Source organism: Chryseobacterium sp. KLBC 52, from assembly GCF_003347605.1.
Taxonomy (GTDB): Bacteria; Bacteroidota; Bacteroidia; order Flavobacteriales; family Weeksellaceae; genus Chryseobacterium.
In genome coordinates this window covers 113,757-136,960 of sequence record NZ_QDFZ01000003.1, presented here as the reverse complement: position 1 = coordinate 136,960, position 23,204 = coordinate 113,757, and the positions used below count along the sequence as shown (strand labels likewise).

At 35.1% G+C, this 23,204-nt stretch carries 22 protein-coding genes; 16 read left to right on the top strand and 6 right to left on the bottom strand.

Going from position 1 to position 23,204, the window contains the following annotated elements; translation table 11 throughout:
• Positions 1-1,307 precede the first annotated feature (1,307 nt).
• Positions 1,308-2,498 (bottom strand): phosphoglycerate kinase, encoded by a 1,191-nt coding sequence (locus DDF69_RS03885; protein WP_114819618.1) that lies wholly within the window; start codon positions 2,496-2,498, stop codon positions 1,308-1,310.
• 643 nt (positions 2,499-3,141) lie between these two features.
• Between DDF69_RS03885 and rpiB the strand changes: the two genes are divergently transcribed.
• The 8 genes from rpiB (at position 3,142) to tsaB (ending at position 10,445) form a co-directional block, all read left to right on the top strand.
• The gene (gene rpiB / locus DDF69_RS03880) at positions 3,142-3,576 is read left to right on the top strand and encodes a ribose 5-phosphate isomerase B (protein ID WP_034694035.1); all 435 of its coding nucleotides are present in this window, start codon (positions 3,142-3,144) and stop codon (positions 3,574-3,576) included.
• A gap of 336 nt (positions 3,577-3,912) precedes the next feature.
• Positions 3,913-6,066, top strand: a complete 2,154-nt coding sequence (gene rnr / locus DDF69_RS03875; protein WP_114819617.1) for a ribonuclease R — start codon at positions 3,913-3,915, stop codon at positions 6,064-6,066.
• A gap of 50 nt (positions 6,067-6,116) precedes the next feature.
• Positions 6,117-6,578 (top strand): hypothetical protein, encoded by a 462-nt coding sequence (locus DDF69_RS03870; RefSeq protein ID WP_162800867.1) that lies wholly within the window; start codon positions 6,117-6,119, stop codon positions 6,576-6,578.
• 246 nt (positions 6,579-6,824) lie between these two features.
• On the top strand, positions 6,825-7,511 hold the full coding sequence (locus DDF69_RS03865; protein ID WP_114819615.1) for a LysE family translocator: 687 nt from the start codon (positions 6,825-6,827) through the stop codon (positions 7,509-7,511).
• Positions 7,508-8,437: an LD-carboxypeptidase gene (locus DDF69_RS03860; protein WP_114819614.1), complete on the top strand. Its 930-nt coding sequence runs from the start codon at positions 7,508-7,510 to the stop codon at positions 8,435-8,437. The genes DDF69_RS03865 and DDF69_RS03860 overlap by 4 nt, the downstream gene beginning before the upstream one ends.
• A gap of 42 nt (positions 8,438-8,479) precedes the next feature.
• A complete protein-coding gene (locus DDF69_RS03855; protein WP_114819613.1) occupies positions 8,480-8,851 on the top strand; it encodes a YraN family protein in 372 nt (123 codons plus the stop codon).
• 82 nt (positions 8,852-8,933) lie between these two features.
• Positions 8,934-9,683, top strand: coding sequence for an SDR family NAD(P)-dependent oxidoreductase (locus DDF69_RS03850; protein WP_114819612.1), 750 nt, complete (start codon positions 8,934-8,936; stop codon positions 9,681-9,683).
• Between the two features lie 81 nt (positions 9,684-9,764).
• Positions 9,765-10,445, top strand: coding sequence for a tRNA (adenosine(37)-N6)-threonylcarbamoyltransferase complex dimerization subunit type 1 TsaB (gene tsaB, locus DDF69_RS03845; protein ID WP_114819611.1), 681 nt, complete (start codon positions 9,765-9,767; stop codon positions 10,443-10,445).
• A 17-nt stretch (positions 10,446-10,462) separates the two neighbouring features.
• Here the strand turns inward: tsaB and DDF69_RS03840 are convergent, their stop codons facing one another.
• The 4 genes from DDF69_RS03840 to DDF69_RS03825 all read right to left on the bottom strand — a co-directional run bounded on the left by DDF69_RS03840 (position 10,463) and on the right by DDF69_RS03825 (position 14,993).
• On the bottom strand, positions 10,463-13,015 hold the full coding sequence (locus DDF69_RS03840; protein WP_114819610.1) for a tetratricopeptide repeat protein: 2,553 nt from the start codon (positions 13,013-13,015) through the stop codon (positions 10,463-10,465).
• Between the two features lie 148 nt (positions 13,016-13,163).
• Positions 13,164-13,727, bottom strand: coding sequence for a Maf family protein (locus DDF69_RS03835; RefSeq protein WP_114819609.1), 564 nt, complete (start codon positions 13,725-13,727; stop codon positions 13,164-13,166).
• Between the two features lie 8 nt (positions 13,728-13,735).
• Positions 13,736-14,254 carry a KdsC family phosphatase gene (locus DDF69_RS03830; protein WP_034694018.1) on the bottom strand — a complete coding sequence of 173 codons (519 nt, stop codon included), beginning with the start codon at positions 14,252-14,254 and terminating at the stop codon, positions 13,736-13,738.
• A complete protein-coding gene (locus DDF69_RS03825) occupies positions 14,244-14,993 on the bottom strand; it encodes a Rossmann-like and DUF2520 domain-containing protein (RefSeq protein ID WP_114819608.1) in 750 nt (249 codons plus the stop codon). The genes DDF69_RS03830 and DDF69_RS03825 overlap by 11 nt, the downstream gene beginning before the upstream one ends.
• 181 nt (positions 14,994-15,174) lie before the next feature.
• Here DDF69_RS03825 and DDF69_RS03820 point away from each other — a divergent pair, with 181 nt between their 5' ends.
• From DDF69_RS03820 to dinD, 6 genes are all read left to right on the top strand, one after another.
• Complete coding sequence (locus tag DDF69_RS03820) at positions 15,175-15,726, top strand: RNA polymerase sigma factor (protein ID WP_034694015.1); 552 nt, start codon at positions 15,175-15,177, stop codon at positions 15,724-15,726.
• Positions 15,727-15,742: 16 nt separating this feature from the next.
• The gene (locus DDF69_RS03815) at positions 15,743-16,285 is read left to right on the top strand and encodes a hypothetical protein (protein WP_114819607.1); all 543 of its coding nucleotides are present in this window, start codon (positions 15,743-15,745) and stop codon (positions 16,283-16,285) included.
• A 6-nt stretch (positions 16,286-16,291) separates the two neighbouring features.
• A complete protein-coding gene (locus DDF69_RS03810) occupies positions 16,292-16,804 on the top strand; it encodes a hypothetical protein (RefSeq protein ID WP_114819606.1) in 513 nt (170 codons plus the stop codon).
• A gap of 100 nt (positions 16,805-16,904) precedes the next feature.
• Positions 16,905-17,924, top strand: coding sequence for a hypothetical protein (locus DDF69_RS03805; protein WP_114819605.1), 1,020 nt, complete (start codon positions 16,905-16,907; stop codon positions 17,922-17,924).
• Between the two features lie 124 nt (positions 17,925-18,048).
• Positions 18,049-19,845: a translation elongation factor 4 gene (lepA, locus tag DDF69_RS03800; protein WP_062672783.1), complete on the top strand. Its 1,797-nt coding sequence runs from the start codon at positions 18,049-18,051 to the stop codon at positions 19,843-19,845.
• 77 nt (positions 19,846-19,922) lie between these two features.
• Entirely contained in the window at positions 19,923-20,765 is an 843-nt protein-coding gene (gene dinD / locus DDF69_RS03795; protein WP_114819604.1) for a DNA damage-inducible protein D, read from the top strand.
• A 45-nt stretch (positions 20,766-20,810) separates the two neighbouring features.
• On the opposite strand, the gene DDF69_RS03790 is transcribed toward dinD, so the two are convergent.
• Entirely contained in the window at positions 20,811-21,452 is a 642-nt protein-coding gene (locus DDF69_RS03790; protein WP_114819603.1) for a DUF1579 domain-containing protein, read from the bottom strand.
• A gap of 123 nt (positions 21,453-21,575) precedes the next feature.
• Between DDF69_RS03790 and DDF69_RS03785 the strand changes: the two genes are divergently transcribed.
• Together DDF69_RS03785 and DDF69_RS03780 are read left to right on the top strand one after the other, a co-directional pair.
• Positions 21,576-22,271, top strand: a complete 696-nt coding sequence (locus tag DDF69_RS03785) for an NUDIX hydrolase (protein WP_114819602.1) — start codon at positions 21,576-21,578, stop codon at positions 22,269-22,271.
• A gap of 383 nt (positions 22,272-22,654) precedes the next feature.
• Positions 22,655-23,197, top strand: coding sequence for an NADAR family protein (locus DDF69_RS03780; protein ID WP_114819601.1), 543 nt, complete (start codon positions 22,655-22,657; stop codon positions 23,195-23,197).
• Positions 23,198-23,204: the final 7 nt, after the last annotated feature.

Below are 23,204 nucleotides of genomic sequence, written 5' to 3'. Positions count from 1 at the left end.
AATAAAAAAATATCTCCCCTACTCCATTTTAATAATAAAGAAAAATATAGATCATCTACTCCGTAATTTATGTACGTAAAGCTTTTATTGAACTTTCTCATTCAGTTTTCAATAAAACCATAAAAACCAGCGAAAAAAAAGAAGAAATTTAGTTTTAACAAGATAAATTATCCCAAAAACAGCTTCAATTTAACTTCAAAATAAAATAAGGTATCAATACTCTAAAAAAGATAGAAAATCGATTTTTAAGCTATTTATGAAGGTCGGTTTTTGGTGTTTTTATTAAAAAGAAAAAATTAAAGCTGACCTGGCAAATATATTTCTGATGACAAAGAAATAGAAAATCTATTTCCTTCTAAAGTAATTCTTCCAGGATAAAAAAAGCTCCCCTACTCCACTCTATCATTTTTAATAAAAATAATTTTTCTCTATTTCAAAAAATTAAAAATTGATTCAGTACTATTTTTTAAAGAAAACTGAAAACTGTAAATTTAATAATCGCTGAGAATTTCAATTGAAAGAAAAAAAATTAAAACAGGTAAATGTTTATCCTGGAAAAAGATCTTAAAAAATCAAAAAAGGAATTAACTTACTCATTTTATTATAGTTACCTATGGATTTCTTTTGTTTTAGTAAGATTATCACATGAAAATAATAAGGACAAAATAGATTGAAAATAAGTTTAACATCTAATAATCAGCAATATACAACACAATCACTATTATGTGAAATAAATAATTCATTGAATTTAGAAATTTAAAGTTTTCAAAAAATTATATCCACCATTTTCTAGTAGAAATTTAAATACTAAAACAATCTAAAATACTATTTCCTAAAACAGATAAAGTTAAGCCTATCTCTCCAAAATAATTTTAAAAAATAATTAGAATCACCTTTCAATGGGAAGAAGAAATCATAAATCTTCCTTCAAATCCTCTAATAATTTTCATAAAAACATATCAACTGCTTCTTCTATATTCCTCGAAATACAAGGTATAATTCATAGAAAAAATACCACTTTTTACATCAATAGTATTGCAAAAATAATAGTCATTTACCAAAGTAAAAAGGGAATATAACCAGAAATAAAATCACTTGAATTCATAAATTTTACAACAATATTCTGATCACAAATTTCCTGAAAAACATAAGTCTCTGAAAGAGAATTCAACCCACCTCTGTATAACTATAAGTTATATCTAAAATAATATTAAAACACCGATCAATAAAGGATTTTCTTTAAGTTTAAGAAATAAAAAAAGCCTGCTAATTATATTAGCAGGCTTTAAAATATCTTTTATTTCCGATTAATTATTGATGGCAGCTACCCCTGGTAACTCAAGTCCTTCAAGACTTTCAAGCATTGCTCCACCTCCGGTAGAAACGTAGCTTACCTGATCAGCATAACCGAATTGCTTCACGAAAGCAACACTGTCTCCTCCTCCTACTAAAGAGAAAGCTCCTAATCTTGTTGCTTCAGCGATACTTTCTCCTAGTGCAACTGTTCCTCCAGCAAAATTTGACATTTCAAAAACACCAATTGGCCCATTCCAAAGAATTGTTCTTGAGTTTAATAATACATCATTGAACTGGTCTCTTGATTTGTTCCCTGCATCAAGTCCCATCCATCCTTCAGGAATTGTATAAATATCAACTTCTTTTCTCTCCACATCATTACTAAAGCTTTCAGCGATAATGGCATCAGACGGAAGATATACTTTTACTTTGTGCTCTTTAGCTTTTCCTAAAATCTCAAGAGCCAAAGGAAGTTTATCTTCTTCCACAAGAGAATTACCGATTTTCCCTCCGAGAGCCTTAATAAAAGTAAATGCCATCCCTCCACCAATGATAAGATTATCTACCGCAGGAAGAATATTTTCTATAATGGTAATTTTAGTTGAAACTTTAGAACCACCTAAAATAGCTGTAACTGGTTTCTCACCACTCTTTAATACTTTATCGATTGCCTGAAGCTCTTTAGCCATTAGTAAACCGAAATATTTAGTTGAAGGAAAGTATTGAGCGATTACTGCTGTGGAAGCGTGAGCTCTGTGTGCTGTACCAAATGCATCATTTACATAAGCATCTCCTAACTTTGAAAGCTTCTCTGCGAATGCAGCGTCTCCTTTTTCCTCTTCGTTATGAAAACGTACATTTTCCAATAATAAGATCTCTCCTGGTTTTAAATCTGCAGCTGCCTGCTCTGCCTTCTCTCCAATACACTCATCAACAAATTTCACTTCCTGTCCTAAAACAGCAGAAACTTCGCCAACAATATGTTTAAGGGAAAATTCATCTTTAACCTCTCCCTTAGGTCTTCCAAGGTGTGTGATTAAGATGACAGAACCACCATCATTAAGGATCTTGTCCACTGTTGGTTTCACAGCAACAATTCTTGTGTTGTCTGTCACCTTCAGTTGATCGTCCTGCGGAACATTGAAGTCCACTCTTACCAGAGCCTTCTTATCTTTAAAATTAAGATCATTGATTGTTTTCATAAGTAGATTTATTTTTTACTAAGCCCTATGAAACCGCCGTGCTCAAAATCCGTTTTAGCTTCCGGTAAAATCTCGCAAGAACAATTTCATAAATCTCATTGAATTTTTGTTTCACAAATGTAAGGTTTTAAACTTTTTCAACAGTTTGATTAAAATAAAAGTTTTCAAAAACTTTCCCCGAAGCCAATCACCCATTAATCAACAATTTTTTCTCTTTTAAAAAAAGAATAATGTAGTTGTTGTTGAGTGTTGTTAGTTTCGGGGATAAGTTTTAGGCTAAAAATTGATAACATTCAACTTTTATTCAACTCATATTTAACTCACAATATAAATCTCTGTAAACCCGCTATTTCACATACTTATTAACAAATGTTGATAACTTTGGGATGAAGCCATTATTAGTTATTTTATTATGGAAAAATCTGGGGATAGCTGGAGAAAACATCTGGAAAGTTGTGGTAAAAGTTTGAGAAAAGATTTTCTATTACGAAATAAATTGATCTTTAAAAATAGAAAGTTGAGAAAAGTTTTCCACAGTTATTCACATACCTTTTCACAATTAACTCAGGGTTTACTAACACGAATTGTTATTATTCTTACCTTTGTAAGGAAATAGAATCTAATAAAGCTTAATAAGAGTATTATGAAAAGAAAAATTGCTATCGCAGCGGACCATGCAGGCTATGAATATAAGGAGATTGTTAAGAACTACCTTTCAGAACGTTTTGAAGTTCAGGATTTTGGAACGTTTTCCACAAACAGTGTGGATTATCCGGACTTTGTACACCCTGCGGCAACCTCTGTGGAAAACGGAGAAAATGAGCTGGGAATTCTGATCTGTGGAAGCGGAAACGGAGTTCAGATCACTGCGAACAAACACCAGAAGATAAGATGCGCTTTATGCTGGATGCCGGAGATTGCAACACTGGCAAGACAACATAATGATGCCAACATGATTTCAATGCCGGCAAGATTTATATCTAAAGAACTGGCACTTGAAATTGTAGATAAATTTCTTTCAACAGACTTCGAAGGTGGAAGACACCAGAACAGAGTTGACAAAATTGCAGTTTGCTAATTATAATAAGGCTTGTAAATCACTTTACAAGCCTTATTTATTTTTTATTCGTACATTTGCAGTGTCCAATAGAAATTACACTCTATTATTCTCCAAAGCCTTTCTTATATTTGAAATATATTTAATAAAAGGTTTTTCTCTTTTCTTCTCCAGAATTGTATTAAATTTATACAAAACTAAAGCTCCCGTTGTAAGCAAACTGAAAGATAATTTCTGATGATTTACGGAAATATTCTAATGATGAAATTGAATAACCTTATACAAAGGAATTAATAAGGAAGATTTAGAAAAAGGTCTTAGGGGAGATAAGACCAAAACAATTAAAAGAAAATTAAAATGCCAAAAAAAAGAAAATATATAAGTCATAAAAATGATTTAAAAATGATGGAGATCGGAAGAATGATCCTCCGTTTTATGAATGCAAATTCATCCAAAATTTATAATTATAAGCAGATCGCCGATGGAATAGATTACAAAAATCCAAGACAAAGGGAACTTGTGATCCAGGCGCTGCACAAACTTCAGGGATCTGAAAAAATCAAAGAAGTAGAAAAAGGAAAATATATCGTAAACCTGAAAATCGCAGGAACACTTACCGGAACTATTGACTTTAACCAAAGTGGAAATGCTTACGTAAGTGTGGAAGGTTTGGAAGATGATGTCTTCGTTCACGCCAAAAATGTGAAGGATGCATTGCAGGGAGATAAGGTTCTTATTATAACTTATCATTATAAAGGAAAGAAACTGGAAGGCTCTGTTTTGGAAGTTTTGGAACGTACCAGAACCGAATTTGTAGGGACGTTTCAGAAGGTTGCCCACAAGGAATTTGGGTTTGTGGTTTGCGATAAAAAATCAATCAACACGGATATCTTTATTCCGAAAGGAAAGTTCAACAATGCAGAAGATGGAGATAAGGTTATTGTAAAAATGACGGAATGGAGACCAGGTGATAAAAATCCGGAAGGTGAAATCATTCAGGTGCTGGGTGCTCCGGGAGAACATGAAACGGAAATCCACTCTATTCTTGCAGAATATGGTCTTCCTTATGAATTTCCATCGGAAGTAGAAGCTGATGCAGATAAAATCGACAGAAGTATTACGGATGAAGAGGTTACTAAGCGATGGGATATGCGTAATATCTGTACGTTTACCATTGACCCTAAGGATGCGAAGGACTTTGATGATGCTTTATCCATAAGAAAACTGGAAAATGGAAACTGGGAAATCGGAGTTCATATTGCAGACGTATCTCATTATGTAGTGCCAGGAACAATTCTGGATGATGAAGCCTATCAGAGAGCAACTTCGGTATATCTTGTTGACAGGGTTGTGCCGATGCTTCCGGAAGTGTTGAGTAATGATGTTTGTTCCCTTCGTCCACACGAAGATAAATATACTTTTTCAGCCGTTTTTGAACTGAATGACAATGCTGAAATTCAGAAACAATGGTTTGGAAGAACGGTTATTCATTCAGACAGAAGATTTACTTATGAGGAAGCACAGGAACGTATTGAAACCGGACAGGGAGATCTGGCTGAAGAAATCAATACGCTTGATAAACTGGCGAAAATAATGCGTCATGAACGTATCAGAAAAGGAGCCATTACTTTTGACAGAAGTGAAGTAAGATTCAATCTTGATGAAAATAATGAACCGGTTGGGGTATACTTTAAAATCAGTAAAGACTCCAATCACCTGATCGAGGAATTCATGCTTTTAGCCAATAAAAAAGTATCAGAATTTGTATCGCTTTCAAGAAAAGGTGAGATCACCAATAATACATTTATTTACAGGGTTCACGATGATCCGGATCCGGCAAAATTGGAATCGTTGAGAGACTTCGTTGCTACTTTCGGATATAAAATGGATTTGGCCAATACCAAAAAAGTGGCTGCATCTTTGAATAAACTTCTTCATGATGTAAAAGGAAAAGGGGAAGAAAATATGATTGAAACGCTTGCTATGAGAAGTATGAGTAAAGCGGTATACTCTACAGAACCTATTGGCCACTATGGTCTGGGGTTTGAGTATTACAGCCACTTCACCTCTCCTATCCGTCGTTACCCGGATTTGCTTGCCCACCGTCTTCTTCAGCATTATCTGGATGGAGGAAAATCTCCGAACAGAGGTGAGCTTGAAGAAAAGGCAAAACATTGCAGTGCGATGGAAAGACTGGCAGCAGATGCGGAAAGAGACTCTATCAAATTCATGCAGGTGAAATTCATGGAAAAACATCTGGGAGAAACTTTCAAAGGAGTGATTTCCGGAGTAGCAGAATTTGGTTTCTGGGTTGAAATTCCTGAGAACGGTGCTGAAGGTTTGATCAAGTTGAGAGACCTTGTGGATGATTCCTATATGTATGATGCGAAAACCCATGCCGTATACGGAATAAGACATGGAAATAAGTACCAGTTGGGAGATGAAGTTCAGATCAAAGTGGTAAAAGCCAATCTGATTCAGAAGCAGCTTGACTTCCAGATTGTGAAGTAATGACGAGAATAGATAAATACATTGTATTTAGTATTTTAAACGTAATATTATTGGTAACAGTAATTTTTAATACTGTTATCAATTTTTATCTGTTTGTACTGGCTATCATCATTCTTATAGTCATATGTAATATTTTAATCAAAAGGAAGATTATTAATATTGATAAACAAGGAAAAAAATACTTTTTTGGAGTGACATTTCCACTGATAGTGAATGCATTTTTTTTGATCAATTATGTTACAGGAATGAATCCTATCCAGGAAACATACTGTTTCAGATGTATGGTTTCAGAGGTTGGGAGTGTACGCAGCCATCAGAAAGGTAAAACAACTTACATTTATTTGAGTGGAAACGCCTACGAGTATTCTTACATGACCAGAAGTTTTTGGATTGATTATAAAAGAATGCTGTTTAAAAATCAGGTTATTTATACCTTCGAAAGGGGTATTTTTGGTCTTAAAATCAGAAAAGATTTCGAATTTGTTTTTAATGAAAAGTGTTTGGAAAAATAAAAAAAGATAGCTGAACGTATTCAGTAAAATTATTATATAAAGGAGGTTGTTTCTAAACGAAATGACCTCTTTATTTTTTTAGCAAAAAACGTATAACAAACGCTCCTCTCCTATTTCTCCAATTTTTTACATTAAAGTCTGATTAAAATCTACTTGATATATCACAACTTTATTGAATAATTAAATCATAAAGTCTAACTTTGTATTAAACGAAATGAATTTTTATTCATTTTAAAACACCACTTAATGCTAGAACTTGTACTATCTGCCATCATATTAGGATTTATGCTGAGCCTGGTTTTCATAGGACCTATTTTTTTCCTGTTAATTGAAACCAGCTTTTCCAGAGGCCCCAGACATGCCTTGTCACTAGATCTTGGTGTGATTACTGCAGATTTATTATGCATTGTAGCGGCGTACTATGCCAGTACAGATATTGTTTCTTTAATTGATAAACATCCCGGTTTTTACAGGATCACCTCTATTCTTATTTTCATCTACGGAATTGTGATGCTGGTGACCAAAACCAAAATGCACATGCCCGGAGAAGAAAAGATCATTGGTCAAAATTATATTAAGACCTTTTTCAATGGATTTTTCTTTAATCTTCTGAATGTTGGAGTCATCCTTTTCTGGCTGGTAACGGTAATTTCCGTAAGGAATCAATATCCGGACACCAGCAGTTTTATTTTATACATCAGCATAGTACTGGCCACTTACCTGTCTATAGATCTTGCCAAGATATTTCTTGCCAAGCAATTTCACGATAAATTAACACAAAAACTGGCCAACCAGATCAGAAGAGTGGTTGGCTGTATTCTTATTATCTTCAGTTTCTTTATTTTCCTGCAGAGTTTTAAAAAGTTCAACCAATTTGAAAAACAATTAGAGGAAGCAGAAAAGAAAGAAGTAAAATATCAAAAAGCAAAATGAAAAAAATGATCTTTCCAAAATCTCTTAAAAAAGGAGACAAAATAGCTGTTATTTCCCCTGCAGGAGCAGTAGATGCAACTCAACTGGAAAAGGGAATAGAAATGATTAAAAGTAGAGGTTTTGAACCCGTTCTCGGAGAACATCTCTACACAAAATTTTCAAACGGATATAATTACGCCGGAACAGAAAAGGAAAGAACAAAAGATATCAACTGGGCATTAAATGATCCGGAAATAAAAGCTGTATGGGCTTCCAGGGGTGGTTACGGATGCCAGCATCTTATTCAGCACCTGAAGTTGAAAAACTTTACAGAAAACCCGAAATGGTACATCGGATATTCCGATAATACTGTGATCCAAAGTTATCTGTTGAAAAAAGGTTTTGTTTCCATCCATGGACAGACCATTAAAACATCCAGTTTTGGAGTGACAGATGAAAGCTATGATCTGATCTTTGATATCCTTAAAGGCAAAAAGCCCAAATACAGCCTTAAATCTCACCCTTTAAACAAAAAAGGGAATATTCAGGGAGAATTGGTTGGAGGGAATTTAGCCCTTATCTACGCCCTTCTGGGAACCAAATATTCATTCGACTTTAAAGACAAGATTCTGTTTATCGAAGATATCGGAGAAAACTTCTATGCACTGGACCGTATGATTATGAGTCTGGAGCTGGCTGGTGTCTTCAATAAAATCAAAGGATTGATTGTGGGTGGAATGACCAATATGGGAGATGAAAAGGAAAATCAAAGCTTTGAAGATAGTTTTGATGAGTTCGTGTATAAGCTTATTTCTGACAGAATTTCAAAGTATAACTTCCCGGTAGTATTTGCCTTCCCGAATGGACACATTAAGGACAACAGGCCACTTTTAATTGGTGCCAACGTGAAAATGAAAGTGAATGATAAAGTAAAAGTAGATTTTTAAAGCCACACTACTCTCCTATCTCCAAACTCTTAAATACATACTATGGCTCATCATAATGATTTTGGAAAAATAGCAGAGAATCTCGCTGCTGATTATCTTCAGAAAAACGGTTATAAAATCAAGGCCAAAAACTTTCGTTTTAAACAAAATGAAATTGATATCATTGCTGAAAAAGATAACCTGATTATTATTGTGGAAGTGAAAGCAAGATCTACCGATGCTTTTATGCTTCCTCAGGAGGCTGTCACCAAAACAAAGATAAAATCTATTGTCTCTGCAGCCGATCATTATATGGAGGAATTTAATAAAGATCAGGAAGTCAGATTTGATATTATTTCCGTTCTTCCCGATGATAACAAAAACTTAATCATAGACCATATCAAAGATGCTTTTCAGGCCTTTGATGCAAATTAATAAATCAATACAACAATGTTTGAATGCTCCAGAATCATGACATTGATAGAGTAGTACATTCAGACATGTAACAACCAATTTTATGAAGACAATATTGATCACCGGAGCCACTTCCGGTATAGGTAAAGCCACAGCAGAGCTTCTTGCAAAACAAGGAAACAGAATTATTATTTGTGGAAGGAGAAGTGAGGTGCTTGAAGCTGTAAAAACAGAACTTTCTCGATATACCGAAATATTTAGTTTATTGTTTGACGTAAGGAATCTTGAAGAAGTGGAAACAGCTATTAATTCCCTTCCCGAAAACTGGAAAGAGATTGATGTTCTGATTAATAATGCTGGTAATGCCCATGGGTTAGATCCGCTTTCTGCTGGCAAGACCGATGACTGGGATTCTATGATTGACGGAAATGTAAAGGGATTACTCTATGTTTCCAAAATGATCATTCCAACTATGAAAACTAAAAATTTAGGTCATATAGTGAACATCAGTTCTGTAGCAGCAAGACAAACCTATGCGAATGGAGTAGTGTACTGTGCAACGAAGAAAGCAGTAGACGTTATTTCGGAAGGAATGAGACTGGAACTTACGGAATTTGGAATCAAAGTAACCAACATCCAGCCGGGCGCTGTGGAAACAGATTTCTCCCTGGTAAGATTCAAAGGCGACAGTGAAAAAGCTTCGACGGTTTATGCAGGCTATGATGCCCTGAAAGCGGAAGATATTGCAGATGCTATTGCTTACTGTGTGAACGCACCAAAACATGTTACCATTTCAGATATGACCATCTATCCGAGTGCTCAGGCTGAGCCAAGAACGATTTATAGAAAATAGTCCAAAATAATGGAGTAAATTTGCAGAAAATTAAATGCGGTTTTGCTTTTGCAATATTGCTGTTTAGCTTAAAACAAAAAAATGAAAATTCTATATCTGGAAACATCATCCAAGAACTGTTCAGTAGCCATATCAGACAATGAGAAGCTATTATGCCTTTGCGAGGAAGTTTCTGAAAACTATAAACAATCCGAAAGTCTTCACACCTATGTAGAATGGGCATTGGAAGGAGCGGGGATTTCACTTAAAGATATCGAGGCCGTTTCTTTAGGTAAAGGTCCTGGTTCTTATACCGGCTTAAGAATCGGAGCAGCTTCAGCAAAAGGGTTTTGTTATGGACTCAGAGTTCCTTTGATAGCAGTGAATTCTCTTGAAAGTATGATAGAGCCTTTTTTAGGCGATAACTACGATTTTATAATACCTTTGATCGATGCAAGGAGAATGGAGGTTTATACGGCCGTTTATGACGGTAAAACAGGGGAGGAGTTATCCAAGACAGAAGCGAAGATTTTAGATGAGACTTCTTTTGAAGAATTTAAAGATAAAAAAGTTCTGTTTGTGGGGGATGGTGCTAAAAAAGCAAAAGAGATTCTGAATCTCCCTGAAGCTGTTTTTAAAGAAGATGTTTATCCTTCTGCACAATATCTCATCAGAAAGACTCTGGAGAAAATTCAAAACAAAGAATTTGAAGATATGGCTTATTTTGAGCCTTTTTATCTCAAAGATTTCCATGGAGTAAAGAAAAAGAAAAGCGAAGAATAAATCTTCGCTTTTTTATTTTATTGAGGTCTGGGTGGGATCTTCGATCCTGATTTTGTCTCATTAGGTTTTTTAGGATTTTGTGGAGCAGTATTCGTATTAATGTTCTGCGTCGTATCCAGCTTCTGTACTTTTCCGCTGTTCATTTGTGGAAGTCCCGTATTTTGGGAGTTAGGCTGTACTGGTGCTCCTGACGGCTGCTGAGGAATAGTATTTCCTTTATTATCCGTTGCCTGGAAGCTGAGGTCACTTTTCAGATAATTCAGCATTTCTTTGGCTCTTACCCCTTCAGGTGTTTTGGAATAATTCAGGGCAATCTGCTCCAGCTGCAGAATCATAACTTCTTTTCCACTTGATTTTCCTGCATTGAAAGCATTTAATAAATACAGCTTAGGAACCAGTGCGTCTTTCGGAAACTTCTGAATCGTCTGATCTATAATATCTTTACTTTCTGCAAATTTTTCGGATTCAAATAGTGCATATGCCTTTTTGTATTCGTTTTCAACTTCTTCGGTTGATTTTACAAATGATTTATTCTTAGGATTTCTGGCAAATTCAGCGTAAGAAGTATAAGGATAATCAGCTAATAGAATTTGTTTTGCTCTTTCAGAAGCCTGTGGATTTTTCTCATAATTCATGGCAAAAATCTCATACAGTGCCTGCAGCATTACTTTTTCTTCCGGTTTTACATCTACAAGATCATAAAGCGTTTTTGTAGCCAGTGGAGTATTGGTAAAATAATTCTGATACATAATTCCCAGACCTAATGAAGCGGTATCTCTATCCTTTTTTAACTGCGATAATTTTCCCTGATCTGTAGGAATCTGTTCAATATAGTACGCAGGCTCAAAACGTCTTGGATTAGGTGCTGAAGTTACTCCCAACGCTTCATTTTTCATATCTTCAATAGAGGCCATTTTCTTGGAAGAACGCCAGTTATCAGCAAGAGCACGGTCTCCCCAGATCTGCTTAAATGAAGAGGTCCCTTTGCTTACCGTTCCCGAATTGCTGAAATAAAATCCTTTTGTGGTTACGCCAAAATCCTCAAAAGAATTGCCACTATTGGCAAAAATAGAATTGGCACTGTAATCTCCAGTATCAAAACCTTTACTTCTTTCTGCACGTCTTCTTTCCTGTTCCTCTTTCTCTTCTTTAATCTTTAGTTTGGCAATATATTTTGTGAAATAATCTGTTTTCTGAGCATCATTCATTTTTGCCAGAGAAAGAATACTGTCATTCTTTTTGATCAGATAGTAGTTTTTGGAGATCTTTTTAATATACTCAGATTGATCTTTTAACAGGATTTTTGATGGTTCATAAGTCATTACAGCAAGGGCTGAATCATAATAACTTCCGGCTCCGATATAATCATTTTTGTCAAGGTAGCTTTTTCCTATTTCATAATAAGCCAATCCACGGATCTGAGGATCCGACACCTTTTCAAAAAGAGATTTTCTGAAGAATTGCTGAGCTTCATCCTTTTTACCTGCTTTATTGGCCATTAATCCCAAAGCATAGTAAAATTCATTTTTTCTGGAGCCATACATCCCTTTTTTACTGATTCCTTCCAGGTAATTTTTGGCTCCCGCATAGTCACCTTTACCGTTAAAAGTTTTGGCGATAGCCACCTGAGATTTTACTTCAAATTCAAAATCACTGGCATATTTATACGCTGCAGCATAGCTTTCTCTTGCTTTATCATTCTGGTTCAGGTTTTCCAGCACCTGACCTCTCAGATAAGCGATTCTGCTCTTCAGTTTTCTGTTGCTGTTCAGTTCAAAAGCATTATCAAGTTCTTTGGCAGCTTCTTCTTTCTTACCGGCATCAAGCAAAGATTCAGAGTAGTAGATACTCAGAAGTTTTGCATAACTTTTACTGATATCTTCACTTTTCAGTTTGGCAAATGTTTCATGTGCCCTATGATAATCTTTGATTTGATCATAAGCAAGTCCCTGATAGATTCTTGCGAGTGGAATCCTCTTATCATCTTTCATACGGGTGAAAACATAATTCAGAGCATCAAGTGCTTCCAGAGATTTACCCCTATAAATTCTTGCCTGGGCAAGAATCATGTAGGCATCAAAAATCTGCTTATTTTTCTCTTCACCATTTCTGGTTACAGAATATTTATTGATTGCTTTTAAAGCTTTTGCTTCTGCAATTTCCAGTGTAGTAGCTCCTTTAGTCTGTTCTCCGTCAGGTCTTGAAGGCCCATTTCCCGGAGGTCCTCCAGGGATATTCGGAACTCCTGAATTACCTCTTCCTGAAGGTCTGTTGGCTACTTCAGCCATCTTCATGGAATTTTCAGCAAAAGCCTCAGTCTGTCCAAGATCACTTCCCAAAGGTTGTTCTTCGTAAGTCAGAATAGGAATGTAGGGAGCATAAAAGTTGTCTTTATGCCCTTTGTCTCTGGTGGTAAACTCACTGTTTAATGCATCTTTTGCATTAAATAATGTGTTATAATATGTGGAAAATCCTTTCAATACTCTTGAACGCTGCTCCGGCTTTTTCGTTCTGGTAGAACAGGAAGCAACAAGGCATATGACTAAAAGGAATAATATATTCTTTTTCATTATTCAATATAACTCGCTAATCTGCTTTTTATTATCAGCAGTTTGATGATTTTGTAAAAATAATAAAATTTTATAATGAATAATATTTATATTTCGTCAGGAAATATTTTATTTCTTCTTTAAGGAGCGTTTTGAACCTGATAATCTTTTAAGTAAGAGAAGATTCTTTCAGGATTTTATAAACAAGATGGGTAGGAAGTCCCATAATGGTATAATAGCTTCCTGTAAGGCCTGTGATCTTTGCCATTCCCAGCCATTCCTGAACACCATAACTTCCTGCTTTGTCAAAAGGCTTATAATTCTGAATATAATAGTTTATTTCTTCCTCTGAAAGTTTGTCGAGAGTAACATCCGCAACATCTGTTTCAGTGAAAGACTTATTCGCTGTTTTGATGGTAATTCCCGTGTAGACCTGATGCGTTCTTCCCGAAAGACTTTGAAGCATGGTAAAGGCGTCTTGTTCATCTTTAGGTTTTCCAAGGATCTGATTATCGATAGCGACTACCGTATCAGCAGTCAGAAGTACTTCACCAGGTTCAAGGTTTCTAAAGGCTGAAGCTTTTAAATCAGAAAGATAAGCCGCAGCATCTTCTATTTTAATATTTTCCGGAATAATCTCTTCACAGTCTATTTTTACGACTTCAAAATCAAAACCAAGGCTGGAAAGAAGTTCTTTTCTTCTTGGGGATTGTGATGCTAAAAGTAATTTCATACAGATATTTATACAGATTGAGTATTATCGTCATGCCAGTTCCCCTGAACTTTCATTACCTGTTCAATCACATCACGTACTGCACCTGTTCCTCCTTTTTTAGGGGAAATATAATCGGAAATTCCTTTTACTTCAGGAACTGCATTTTCAGGACATGCCGCAATGGCTGAACTTTCCATGATGTGAATATCCGGAAGATCATCACCCATGGTCAGAATTTCTTCATTTTTAAGATTGTATTTCTTCTTAAAGTCTTCGAAATCATCTATTTTATTGTGAGATTTCGGATAGTAATCCTGAATACCCAGATAATTGATTCTGTGCTTTACCATTTCATCATTTCCTCCGGTAATAACACCGATTAAATAATTGTTTTTTAAAGCTTTTACTACCGCATATCCGTCCAGAACATTCATTACCCTGCACATATTTCCTCCGGGAAGAAGATAAACACTTCCGTCTGTGAAAACTCCGTCAACATCAAAAACAAATGCTTTAATATCTTTTAATTTCTCTTTATAACTCATACATTTTCTGAATAGAATGATTCATTGTTTTATAAATTTCAAGACTTTCGTCTTTTAATAACTGTTCATGCAGCTGTAAAATCCTTACATCATTTCTTACTGCCGGACCGGTTTGTGCCATTTTGGGCTCAATTTCATGAATTTTCTGAACCGTTTCATCAATAAGGGGTAAGAAATAATCAAACGGAATATCCTGGGAATCTGAAATTTCTTTAGCTCTTGAAAAAAGATGATTCACAAAATTGCAGGCAAAAACAGCCGTCAGGTGAATATATTTTCTTTTTTCATGATTACTTTCCATCACTCTTTCCGAAATCTTTGAAGCAAGATCAAATAATATTTTCTGATCTTTTTCATTTTCCGCCTCTATGAAAAACGGGATTTTTTCATATTCCAGTTCTTTGGATTTTGAAAAAGTCTGTAAAGGGTAGAAGCTGGATTTCCTATACTCACCAGCCAGAACTTCTTTTGGAAGAGATCCTGAGGTATGGGCAACCAAGCAGTCTTTTTTTGTAATAATTTTTGAGACTTCTTCTACAGAATGATCACTTACACAAAGAATATAAAGATCTGCTTCTTCCAGATGATCTGTAGAGTAAGGAATATTTAATTCTTCAGAAATTTTACCTAATTCTTTTTCGTTCCTCCCAAATAGCTGGGCCAGAGGAATACTTTTCAAAGTGAAAGCTTTTGCCATATGATAGGCTACATTCCCGGAACCGATGATTACAATTTGCATATAACAAATATAAGATTTTAAGCTGAGCCGGGAAAGGAAGATGGTTTCAGAAATCCTATACTTCAATAGAGGCACGTTTATTGCGTAAGTGTCTCATATTATTTTTAATATTTACATTGAAAATTGAATTTTTAATTTAACTTTCAGCTATTTTTGTAATCCAAAACAATGAAGGCATCTTATGAAGATTAAGGACGCGGAAATTATTTCGTTGATGCAGAATCCACGGACCCAGGATAAAGGGGTTCGTGCCTTGATGGACGCCTATCAAAGCAGATTGTACTGGCACATAAGAAGAATTATTGTGGACGGAGATCTTGCACAGGATACTTTGCAGGAAACTTTTATTAAAGCATATCAGAATTTTCATCAGTTTAAAAATGATAGCCAGTTGTATACCTGGTTGTACAGAATCGCTACCAACGAAGCGCTACAGCAGGTTAACAAAATGAAAAAAATGCAGAAGACGGATGAGGATCCCGAGTATCATATGCAGAATCTTGTTGCAGATAATACAGAAGGTGATGCTGAAGAAATACAGATTTTACTGCAGAACGCTATACAGAGCCTGCCCGAAAAGCAGAAACTGGTATTTATGATGCGGTATTATGATGATTTACCTTACGAAGAAATATCAAAAATTGTAGATATGTCGGTAGGGACGTTGAAAACGAATTATCATTATGCCAAACAGAAAATAGAAGATTATATTAAAGAAAATTACGAAAAATAATTTTTGACCAACAAAGATGAAAGAGTTCGACATAGAAAAATTAGAGCGTAAAAACATTTACACAGTTCCTGATAATATGTTTGAAAATATTCAGGAGAGCGTTATGAATGATATAAAGACAAGTAAAAAAGCACCTGTCTTTAAGCTGAACTGGATGTATGCAGCAGCGGCATCACTGGCTTTGATTTTTGGAGCAACTTATGTTTTTAATTCAGACAACGATTCCACGGAACAAATCCTGAACTCTAAAACAACCTATGTTGCCAATAACGGAGAGCCCAAAACAGAAAGCGAGCTGGCTTATGAAACTTTAAAATCTGATTTAACTTCTGTTGAAAATAATAATCAAACAGTTGAAAATCAAAAAAATAACAATGTTTACACTTCCAAAAGTGTAAGCGAAACTAAAAAAACAACAGAGAGCCCTAAACCGGTGAAAACTGTAAAGAAAAAAGAAGAAACACGAATGAATGAATATCTGGACTCGTTTTCTAATTCTGAAATTGCAGAGTTAGCAAGTAATTCGACTCAGGACGTTTATTTGGATATTTATAATTAAAAGAAAATGAAAAAGATATTATTGACGTTTTTGATTATTTATGGCTTTGGATTAAATGCCCAAAGAACAGATTATGATTGGAAAAAGATGGATCCTAAACAAAGGAAAGAAGTCATCAATAATCTTTCTCCCGAAGAGAGAAAAGAACTCCTGAAGAAATTCAGGAACAATATGATCATGGATAATCTGAATGTCGATCCAGATGATAAAGCCGAATTTACACAATTGTATAACGAATATCTGGATAGCCAGAAGCAGATAAAAAGTCAGTTTAATTCCAACTTTGATCCCGAAACTTTATCAGATGACGAAGCGAAAGCTAAGTTGCAGCAAAGTTTTGAAGTAGGGCAGAAGCTATTGGATAACAGAAAAAAATATGCAGATAAAATGCAGCAGGTAATTCCCTGCCAAAAAGTTCTGAAACTGTTTCAATCCGAAAAGATGATGAAGGATAAAATGGATGAAAGAAAGCCTCACGGAAATAATAACAATGCTTCCGGAACTAAACAGAACCCATAATAGTTTATTTTTTTAATGTTGGACGGCTCTTACAGATCTTTTCTGTGAGAGCCGTTTAATTTAACCACAAAAAAAATTATTTTTACCACAAAGTTTATCTATGAAAAAAATACTTTTCTTTTTATTGTTTTCGATCGTATTATGGGGTCAGAAAATAGAAACCATTGATCTTTCAAAATCTATTAAAGACAGCAAAAACTCTATCAAAAGTTTTACGGTGATAGATCAAAGGGCCCATCAGGAAATCGGAATGGTTATGTATCATAAGGACGAGGTGAAAGTTGTTTTCGAAAATAATGCCGGCAAAGACATACAGGATTGGTTTTATAAGTACAATCCGACCCGAGGAAATAATGATATGTTTTTTTTGCTTGAAAATTTAAGTATTTCAGAAGATAAAAAGGAAAAGTATTCTATAGGAAAGCTTGAATTAAAGGCAAGTACATTTATTAAGAAAGAAGACGGATATCATTTTATGGATAGAATAGACACTGTGGCAACCGTTTCATCACGTACCACACCTTATCTGGCCCAAAGTCTGGCAAGGAAAGTGACTTTAATTCTTACGGATCTTTTTAAAGATTCCTATAAAGCAACCCCTTGGGAACTCAGTATTTCAGAAAATGATTTTCCTGACTATACCTCTGTATTAAAAGAAAAACTGAGTATTCTAAAAGCAAATGAACTGAAAGAAGGGGTTTACAAAGACTATTACAGCTTTTTTACTCACAATCCTGAACCCGGATTTACCTTGCAGGCTAATGATAAAGGAATTGTTACAAAGGCTGTAAAAGGAGAGGAAAAAACGGCAATAAGACATTTTTATGCTTTTGTTTATAAGGGAATTGCTTACAAAAATATTCCTGTGGGATACACTGAGATTTTCAAAGATGATAATGGCGTTTTTATAGAGGTAACAAGAGCAGAATTATTTCCTGAAACGGCAACAACCGGGGTGACAATTGGTGCAGCTGCAGGTGGTCTCATTGGTGGTGTTATTGGTGCGGTGATAGATGTCAGTTTATCAGGCAAAAGAAAGAATACGGTAGGACCTAAAGTTTATCTTGATCCTTTTACCGGAAATTATGTGTTACCGGAAGACTTTGGCAAAACAAAATAATATTTGAAAAGAAGGAAAATTTTACCTCTCTTCTTATTGTTATCTGTGTTTCAGTTAAAAGAAAGAATTAAGAATGAAAAATTCTCCTGCATTTTCTTATCTTTGCAAACTACAAGATTCTTAAATGAAAAACATACGAAATTTTTGCATAATCGCTCATATCGACCATGGTAAAAGTACCCTGGCAGACCGTCTATTGGAGTACACGAATACCGTTACCCAAAGAGAATTACAGTCTCAGACGCTGGATGATATGGATTTGGAGAAAGAACGTGGGATTACAATCAAGTCACACGCGATCCAGATGGATTATGAGTATAAAGGAGAAAAATATATTTTAAACCTTATTGATACCCCGGGACACGTTGACTTCTCTTATGAAGTATCCCGTTCTATTGCCGCCTGTGAAGGAGCACTTCTTATTGTAGATGCCGCACAGAGTATTCAGGCTCAAACCATTAGTAACCTGTATCTTGCATTGGAAAATGATTTAACGATCATTCCGATTCTGAATAAAATTGACCTTCCGTCTGCAAATCCTGAAGAAGTAACCGATGAGATCATGAACCTTATCGGATGCGAATATGAAGATGTATTAAGAGTTTCTGGTAAAACTGGGGAAGGAGTTCATAATCTTTTAGAACAGATTGTTGAAAGAATTCCTGCGCCGGTAGGAGATCCTGACGGACCACTACAAGCTTTGATCTTTGACTCTGTATACAACCCGTTCAGAGGTATTGAAGCTTATTTTAAAGTAGTGAACGGAAGCATTACTAAAAATGAAAAGATCAAATTCTTTGCTACAGGAAAAGAATATGGAGCTGACGAGGTGGGTACCTTAAAACTGAAGCAGGTTCCAAAGAAAACAATTCATTGCGGAGATGTAGGATATCTTGTATCGGGTATTAAAGATGCCCGTGAGGTAAAAGTAGGAGATACCATCACTTCATTTGAAAAACCCGCGGATGCTCCGATTGATGGATTTGAGGAAGTAAAACCAATGGTATTTGCCGGAATCTATCCAATTGATTCTGAGGATTTTGAAGAATTAAGATTCTCTCTTGAAAAATTAAGACTGAATGATGCTTCTTTGGTTTTCGAGCCGGAAAGTTCTGCAGCTCTTGGATTTGGTTTCCGTTGCGGATTCTTAGGAATGCTACACATGGAAATTGTTCAGGAACGTCTTGACAGAGAGTTTAATATGAACGTAATTACCACGGTACCGAACGTTTCTTATTTTGGATATACTAAAAAAGAACCTGAAGTTCCGATTCTGATCAACAACCCGTCTGAAATGATGGATCCTTCAACGATGGACAGAGTAGAGGAACCTTTCATCAAGGCTTCTATCATTACAAAATCTGACTTCGTTGGAGCAGTAATGACTTTATGTATCGAAAAGAGAGGAGAAATCGTTAACCAGAGTTATCTGACATCAGAAAGAGTAGAGTTAATTTTCAATATGCCTCTTGCTGAGGTTGTATTCGACTTCTATGACAGGTTAAAATCTATCTCTAAAGGATATGCTTCATTCGATTATCACCCCATCGGATTCAGAGCTTCCAAGCTTGTAAAAATGGATATCCTGATCAATGGTGATATGGTAGATGCTTTATCTTCATTGATTCACGATTCTAATGCTTATTACATCGGTAAAAGAATGTGTGAAAAGCTTCGTGAACTGATCCCTAGACAACAGTTTGATATTGCTGTTCAGGCTGCATTAGGGACGAAAGTAATCGCAAGAGAAACTATTAAAGCCTTGAGAAAAGACGTTACCGCAAAATGTTACGGAGGAGATATTTCCAGAAAGCGTAAACTATTGGAAAAGCAGAAAGAAGGTAAAAAGAAAATGAAGCAGATTGGTAGAGTAGAAGTACCACAATCAGCGTTCATGGCTGTACTAAAGTTAAATGATTAATTATTAATCTATTATAAAGTAAAAACCGCTTCCAACGAAGCGGTTTTTTTTGTACATTTATAAAAACACATTATTAAATGAAATCAGAAGAAATAAAAGATTTATTCTATAAATTTGAAGAAGCAGCCTCTGAACTAGAGGGGATAGAATGCTGGAGTGCAAGAGATTTACAAATATTATTGGGATATAGTAAATGGGAAAACTTTGAAAAAGTAATTATAAAAGCAAAAGATGCTTGTAAAAACGTTGGAGAGTTAATTGAGTATCATTTTCCTGATATCAGGAAAACGATACAAATGCCTAAAGGAGCAGAGAAAGAAATAGATGATATTTTACTGACAAGATATGGTTGTTACTTAATCGCGCAAAATGGTGATAGTAGAAAGCAGGAAATATCTTTTGCACAGAACTATTTTGCGGTTCAAACTAGGAGAGCTGAATTGGTAGAACAGAGATTATTAGAATATGAAAGGATAAAAGCTCGCGAAAAATTAAGTCAGACTGAAAAACAACTTTCAGGGATTTTATATGAAAGAGGCGTTGATAGCCAGGGATTTGCTGTGATAAGAAGTAAAGGAGATCAAGCGCTTTTTCGTTTAAATACGCAAATGTTAAAGAAAAAAATGAGAGTTCCTGAAAGCAGACCAGTCGCAGATTTTTTACCTACAATTAGTATTAAAGCTAAAGATCTGGCAGCTGAAATGACAGGTTTGAATGTTCAAAATAAAAACTTAAAAGGGCAACTAAATATTGAAGAAGAACATATAGATAATAATGTTGCTGTTAGAAATATGCTGACCAACAGAGGAATAGTCCCTGAAGATTTACCTCCGGCAGAGGATGTGAAAAAGTTGCAAAGAAAATTAGATAGTGATGAAAAGAAAGTTTTAAAACAAACTAAAAAACCTTTTAAGAAATAATTTATCAAATAAAAAGCGCTCCATCAGAAGCGCTTTTTTATTCATTTATTTTTTACGCGTATATTTTATTTCCATTGTTTTGTATTCCTTTCCGGTTTTTGAATCCGGGCCATACATTTCCAGTTTTTGAGTATTATCATCCACGAAAGTGAATACTTCTCTGAAATCACAATCTTTTCCAGGTCTTGAAGGATCTGTCATTTTTCCTTTAAACTCAACTGATTTTGTGGAAGGGTTCCAGTCGCCTTCGCTATGCATGATTCCGGTTCCCATATTGTCGATCCACGTACTGACGAACTTCTTCTTTGAATTGTCATATCCTACGATGCTCATCCCCTCAAAAGGCATTCCCATAAAGTCACCTTTGTGATTAGTGATCTGATAACGTCCGCCAAACATCATTTTATTGGTAGCCTCAGATTTACTCATCATAGGTTTTGCCCCGTTTTCCATCCACATGGTAGTTTCTCCGTTCCAGGTTCCATCAGACTTTGCAAGCATTTTTTGCATTTCTCCCGGTGTTGAGTACGCCATCCAGTCTTTCATGGCGGTTGCAGAATCTACAGGTTTCCATTCAGATGTAGATGCTGAATCTGTTTTTTTAGAACCAGTGGCTGCTGTCGTTTTTCCTTTCTCACAAGCTATTAATAAAAAAGCTGCAGAAAGAATTGTTAATAAATTTTTCATAATAATTTAGTTTTAAGATGGTTAGAAAGATAATTTAAAGGTAAGAACTTTTATTATAACAGAATTTATTTTTTAATACAGGCATAAATTGTAACTTTGTGTATTCGTAACGCAAATCAATTTATGGAGTCTCCAAAAAAATTACAGGATATAAAAGTGGCTGTAGATGCCGTTATTTTCGGATATTTTGATAAAAAAGATCTTCAGATCCTTCTGATTAAAAGAAATATTGAACCCTTTAAAGGAGGCTGGGCACTTCCAGGTGGTCTTGTTCTGGATGATGAAAGTGTAGATGATGCGGTAAAAAGAGAACTTTATGAAGAAGCAGGCATAAAACCCGATTTTTTAGAACAATTGTATACTTTTGGTAATCTGGGTCGTGATCCGAGAAACAGAGTGGTTTCTGTGGCTTATTTAGGGCTTGTCAACCCTTCTTATCATGAATTGTTTGCCGATTCAGATGCGGAAGATGCACAATGGTTCAGTATCAATAAACTTCCTTCAGTAGCTTTTGATCATAAAATAATCATCGAGACTGCCTTAAAAAGACTTCGCACAAAAATTCAATACCAGCCGATTGGCTTCAATCTTCTCAACGAAGAATTCCCTTTTTCAGATCTTGAAAACCTTTATAAAACAATTGTCGGACAGGAAATTGACAGAAGAAACTTTCGTAAAAAAATCATGAGCTACGGATTGCTTAACGAAACCAACAACGTAAAAAAAGAAGGAAGCGGCAGACCTGGAAAACTTTTTACATTCAATAAAGAAAAATATAAAGAGCTGGAAGAACAGGGCTTTTATTTTGAAATTAAATAGTTGTATCTAAACACAAATTTCACTAATAATTTGGCACTAATTTTCACAGATAATTAGCGCACAAGAATTATGCTCTAATATATATCCATAAAAATTTATTTAATAGAGAATGCTTTCATCAAATGTCATATTATTGACCTTTGTCATTGACTACGTCGAATCTTCGATTTCTGACGAAGGAAGAATCTCAAGTTCCATTAGCTTTAGCCTAAACGCATCAAATTTGTGTCATTTGTGATTAAAATTTGTGTTATTCGTGTTTGTTAAAATTAAATTTTTATCACTGTAAATCAATTAATTATATTTATTAGCGTAAAATTAACACAAATAAATTTGCTGCAAAGACTGATATTGTTTTAAATTTGTGTCAAAATAACGCAATCATGAAATACACCATACAAAATATTACAGAACGCTTTCAAAAAAAGGAAAGGATAAAATTTCTCTTTTTCTGGGGACACACGGCAAAAGATATCGTTACCAAATCCTGTTTCAGCCAATGGTTTCCGGGAAGTTTTGAAGAAAACGGAATTACCTATAGAACAGCAGAACATTATATGATGGCTGGAAAAGCAAGATTATTTAATGATGCTGAAATGGAAAAGGAAATTTTAAAAGCCGCTACTCCGAATCAGGCAAAAGCTCTGGGACGGAAAGTGAAAAACTTTGACCCTAAACTTTGGGATGAACATAAATATCAGATTGTAACTCAGGGAAATCTTTTGAAATTCTCTCAAAATCAGAAATTTAAAGACTTTCTTTTATCAACCGGAGACAAAATTTTAGTGGAGGCAAGTCCTTACGATAGAATCTGGGGAATCGGGATGCTGGAAACAGATAACAGAGCTGAAAACCCTTTATTATGGAACGGAGAAAACCTATTAGGATTTGCTTTGATGGAGGTAAGAGATGAATTAAGAAGGTAAAAACACA

Bases quoted from the DNA above. Each gene is read 5' to 3' on its own strand.
- DDF69_RS03885 (WP_114819618.1), bottom strand. From the start codon at position 2,498: ATGAAAACAATCAATGATCTTAATTTTAAAGATAAGAAGGCTCTGGTA.
- rpiB (WP_034694035.1), top strand. From the start codon at position 3,142: ATGAAAAGAAAAATTGCTATCGCAGCGGACCATGCAGGCTATGAATAT.
- rnr (WP_114819617.1), top strand. From the start codon at position 3,913: ATGCCAAAAAAAAGAAAATATATAAGTCATAAAAATGATTTAAAAATG.
- DDF69_RS03865 (WP_114819615.1), top strand. From the start codon at position 6,825: ATGCTAGAACTTGTACTATCTGCCATCATATTAGGATTTATGCTGAGC.
- DDF69_RS03860 (WP_114819614.1), top strand. From the start codon at position 7,508: ATGAAAAAAATGATCTTTCCAAAATCTCTTAAAAAAGGAGACAAAATA.
- DDF69_RS03855 (WP_114819613.1), top strand. From the start codon at position 8,480: ATGGCTCATCATAATGATTTTGGAAAAATAGCAGAGAATCTCGCTGCT.
- DDF69_RS03850 (WP_114819612.1), top strand. From the start codon at position 8,934: ATGAAGACAATATTGATCACCGGAGCCACTTCCGGTATAGGTAAAGCC.
- tsaB (WP_114819611.1), top strand. From the start codon at position 9,765: ATGAAAATTCTATATCTGGAAACATCATCCAAGAACTGTTCAGTAGCC.
- DDF69_RS03840 (WP_114819610.1), bottom strand. From the start codon at position 13,015: ATGAAAAAGAATATATTATTCCTTTTAGTCATATGCCTTGTTGCTTCC.
- DDF69_RS03835 (WP_114819609.1), bottom strand. From the start codon at position 13,727: ATGAAATTACTTTTAGCATCACAATCCCCAAGAAGAAAAGAACTTCTT.
- DDF69_RS03830 (WP_034694018.1), bottom strand. From the start codon at position 14,254: ATGAGTTATAAAGAGAAATTAAAAGATATTAAAGCATTTGTTTTTGAT.
- DDF69_RS03825 (WP_114819608.1), bottom strand. From the start codon at position 14,993: ATGCAAATTGTAATCATCGGTTCCGGGAATGTAGCCTATCATATGGCA.
- DDF69_RS03820 (WP_034694015.1), top strand. From the start codon at position 15,175: ATGAAGATTAAGGACGCGGAAATTATTTCGTTGATGCAGAATCCACGG.
- DDF69_RS03815 (WP_114819607.1), top strand. From the start codon at position 15,743: ATGAAAGAGTTCGACATAGAAAAATTAGAGCGTAAAAACATTTACACA.
- DDF69_RS03810 (WP_114819606.1), top strand. From the start codon at position 16,292: ATGAAAAAGATATTATTGACGTTTTTGATTATTTATGGCTTTGGATTA.
- DDF69_RS03805 (WP_114819605.1), top strand. From the start codon at position 16,905: ATGAAAAAAATACTTTTCTTTTTATTGTTTTCGATCGTATTATGGGGT.
- lepA (WP_062672783.1), top strand. From the start codon at position 18,049: ATGAAAAACATACGAAATTTTTGCATAATCGCTCATATCGACCATGGT.
- dinD (WP_114819604.1), top strand. From the start codon at position 19,923: ATGAAATCAGAAGAAATAAAAGATTTATTCTATAAATTTGAAGAAGCA.
- DDF69_RS03790 (WP_114819603.1), bottom strand. From the start codon at position 21,452: ATGAAAAATTTATTAACAATTCTTTCTGCAGCTTTTTTATTAATAGCT.
- DDF69_RS03785 (WP_114819602.1), top strand. From the start codon at position 21,576: ATGGAGTCTCCAAAAAAATTACAGGATATAAAAGTGGCTGTAGATGCC.
- DDF69_RS03780 (WP_114819601.1), top strand. From the start codon at position 22,655: ATGAAATACACCATACAAAATATTACAGAACGCTTTCAAAAAAAGGAA.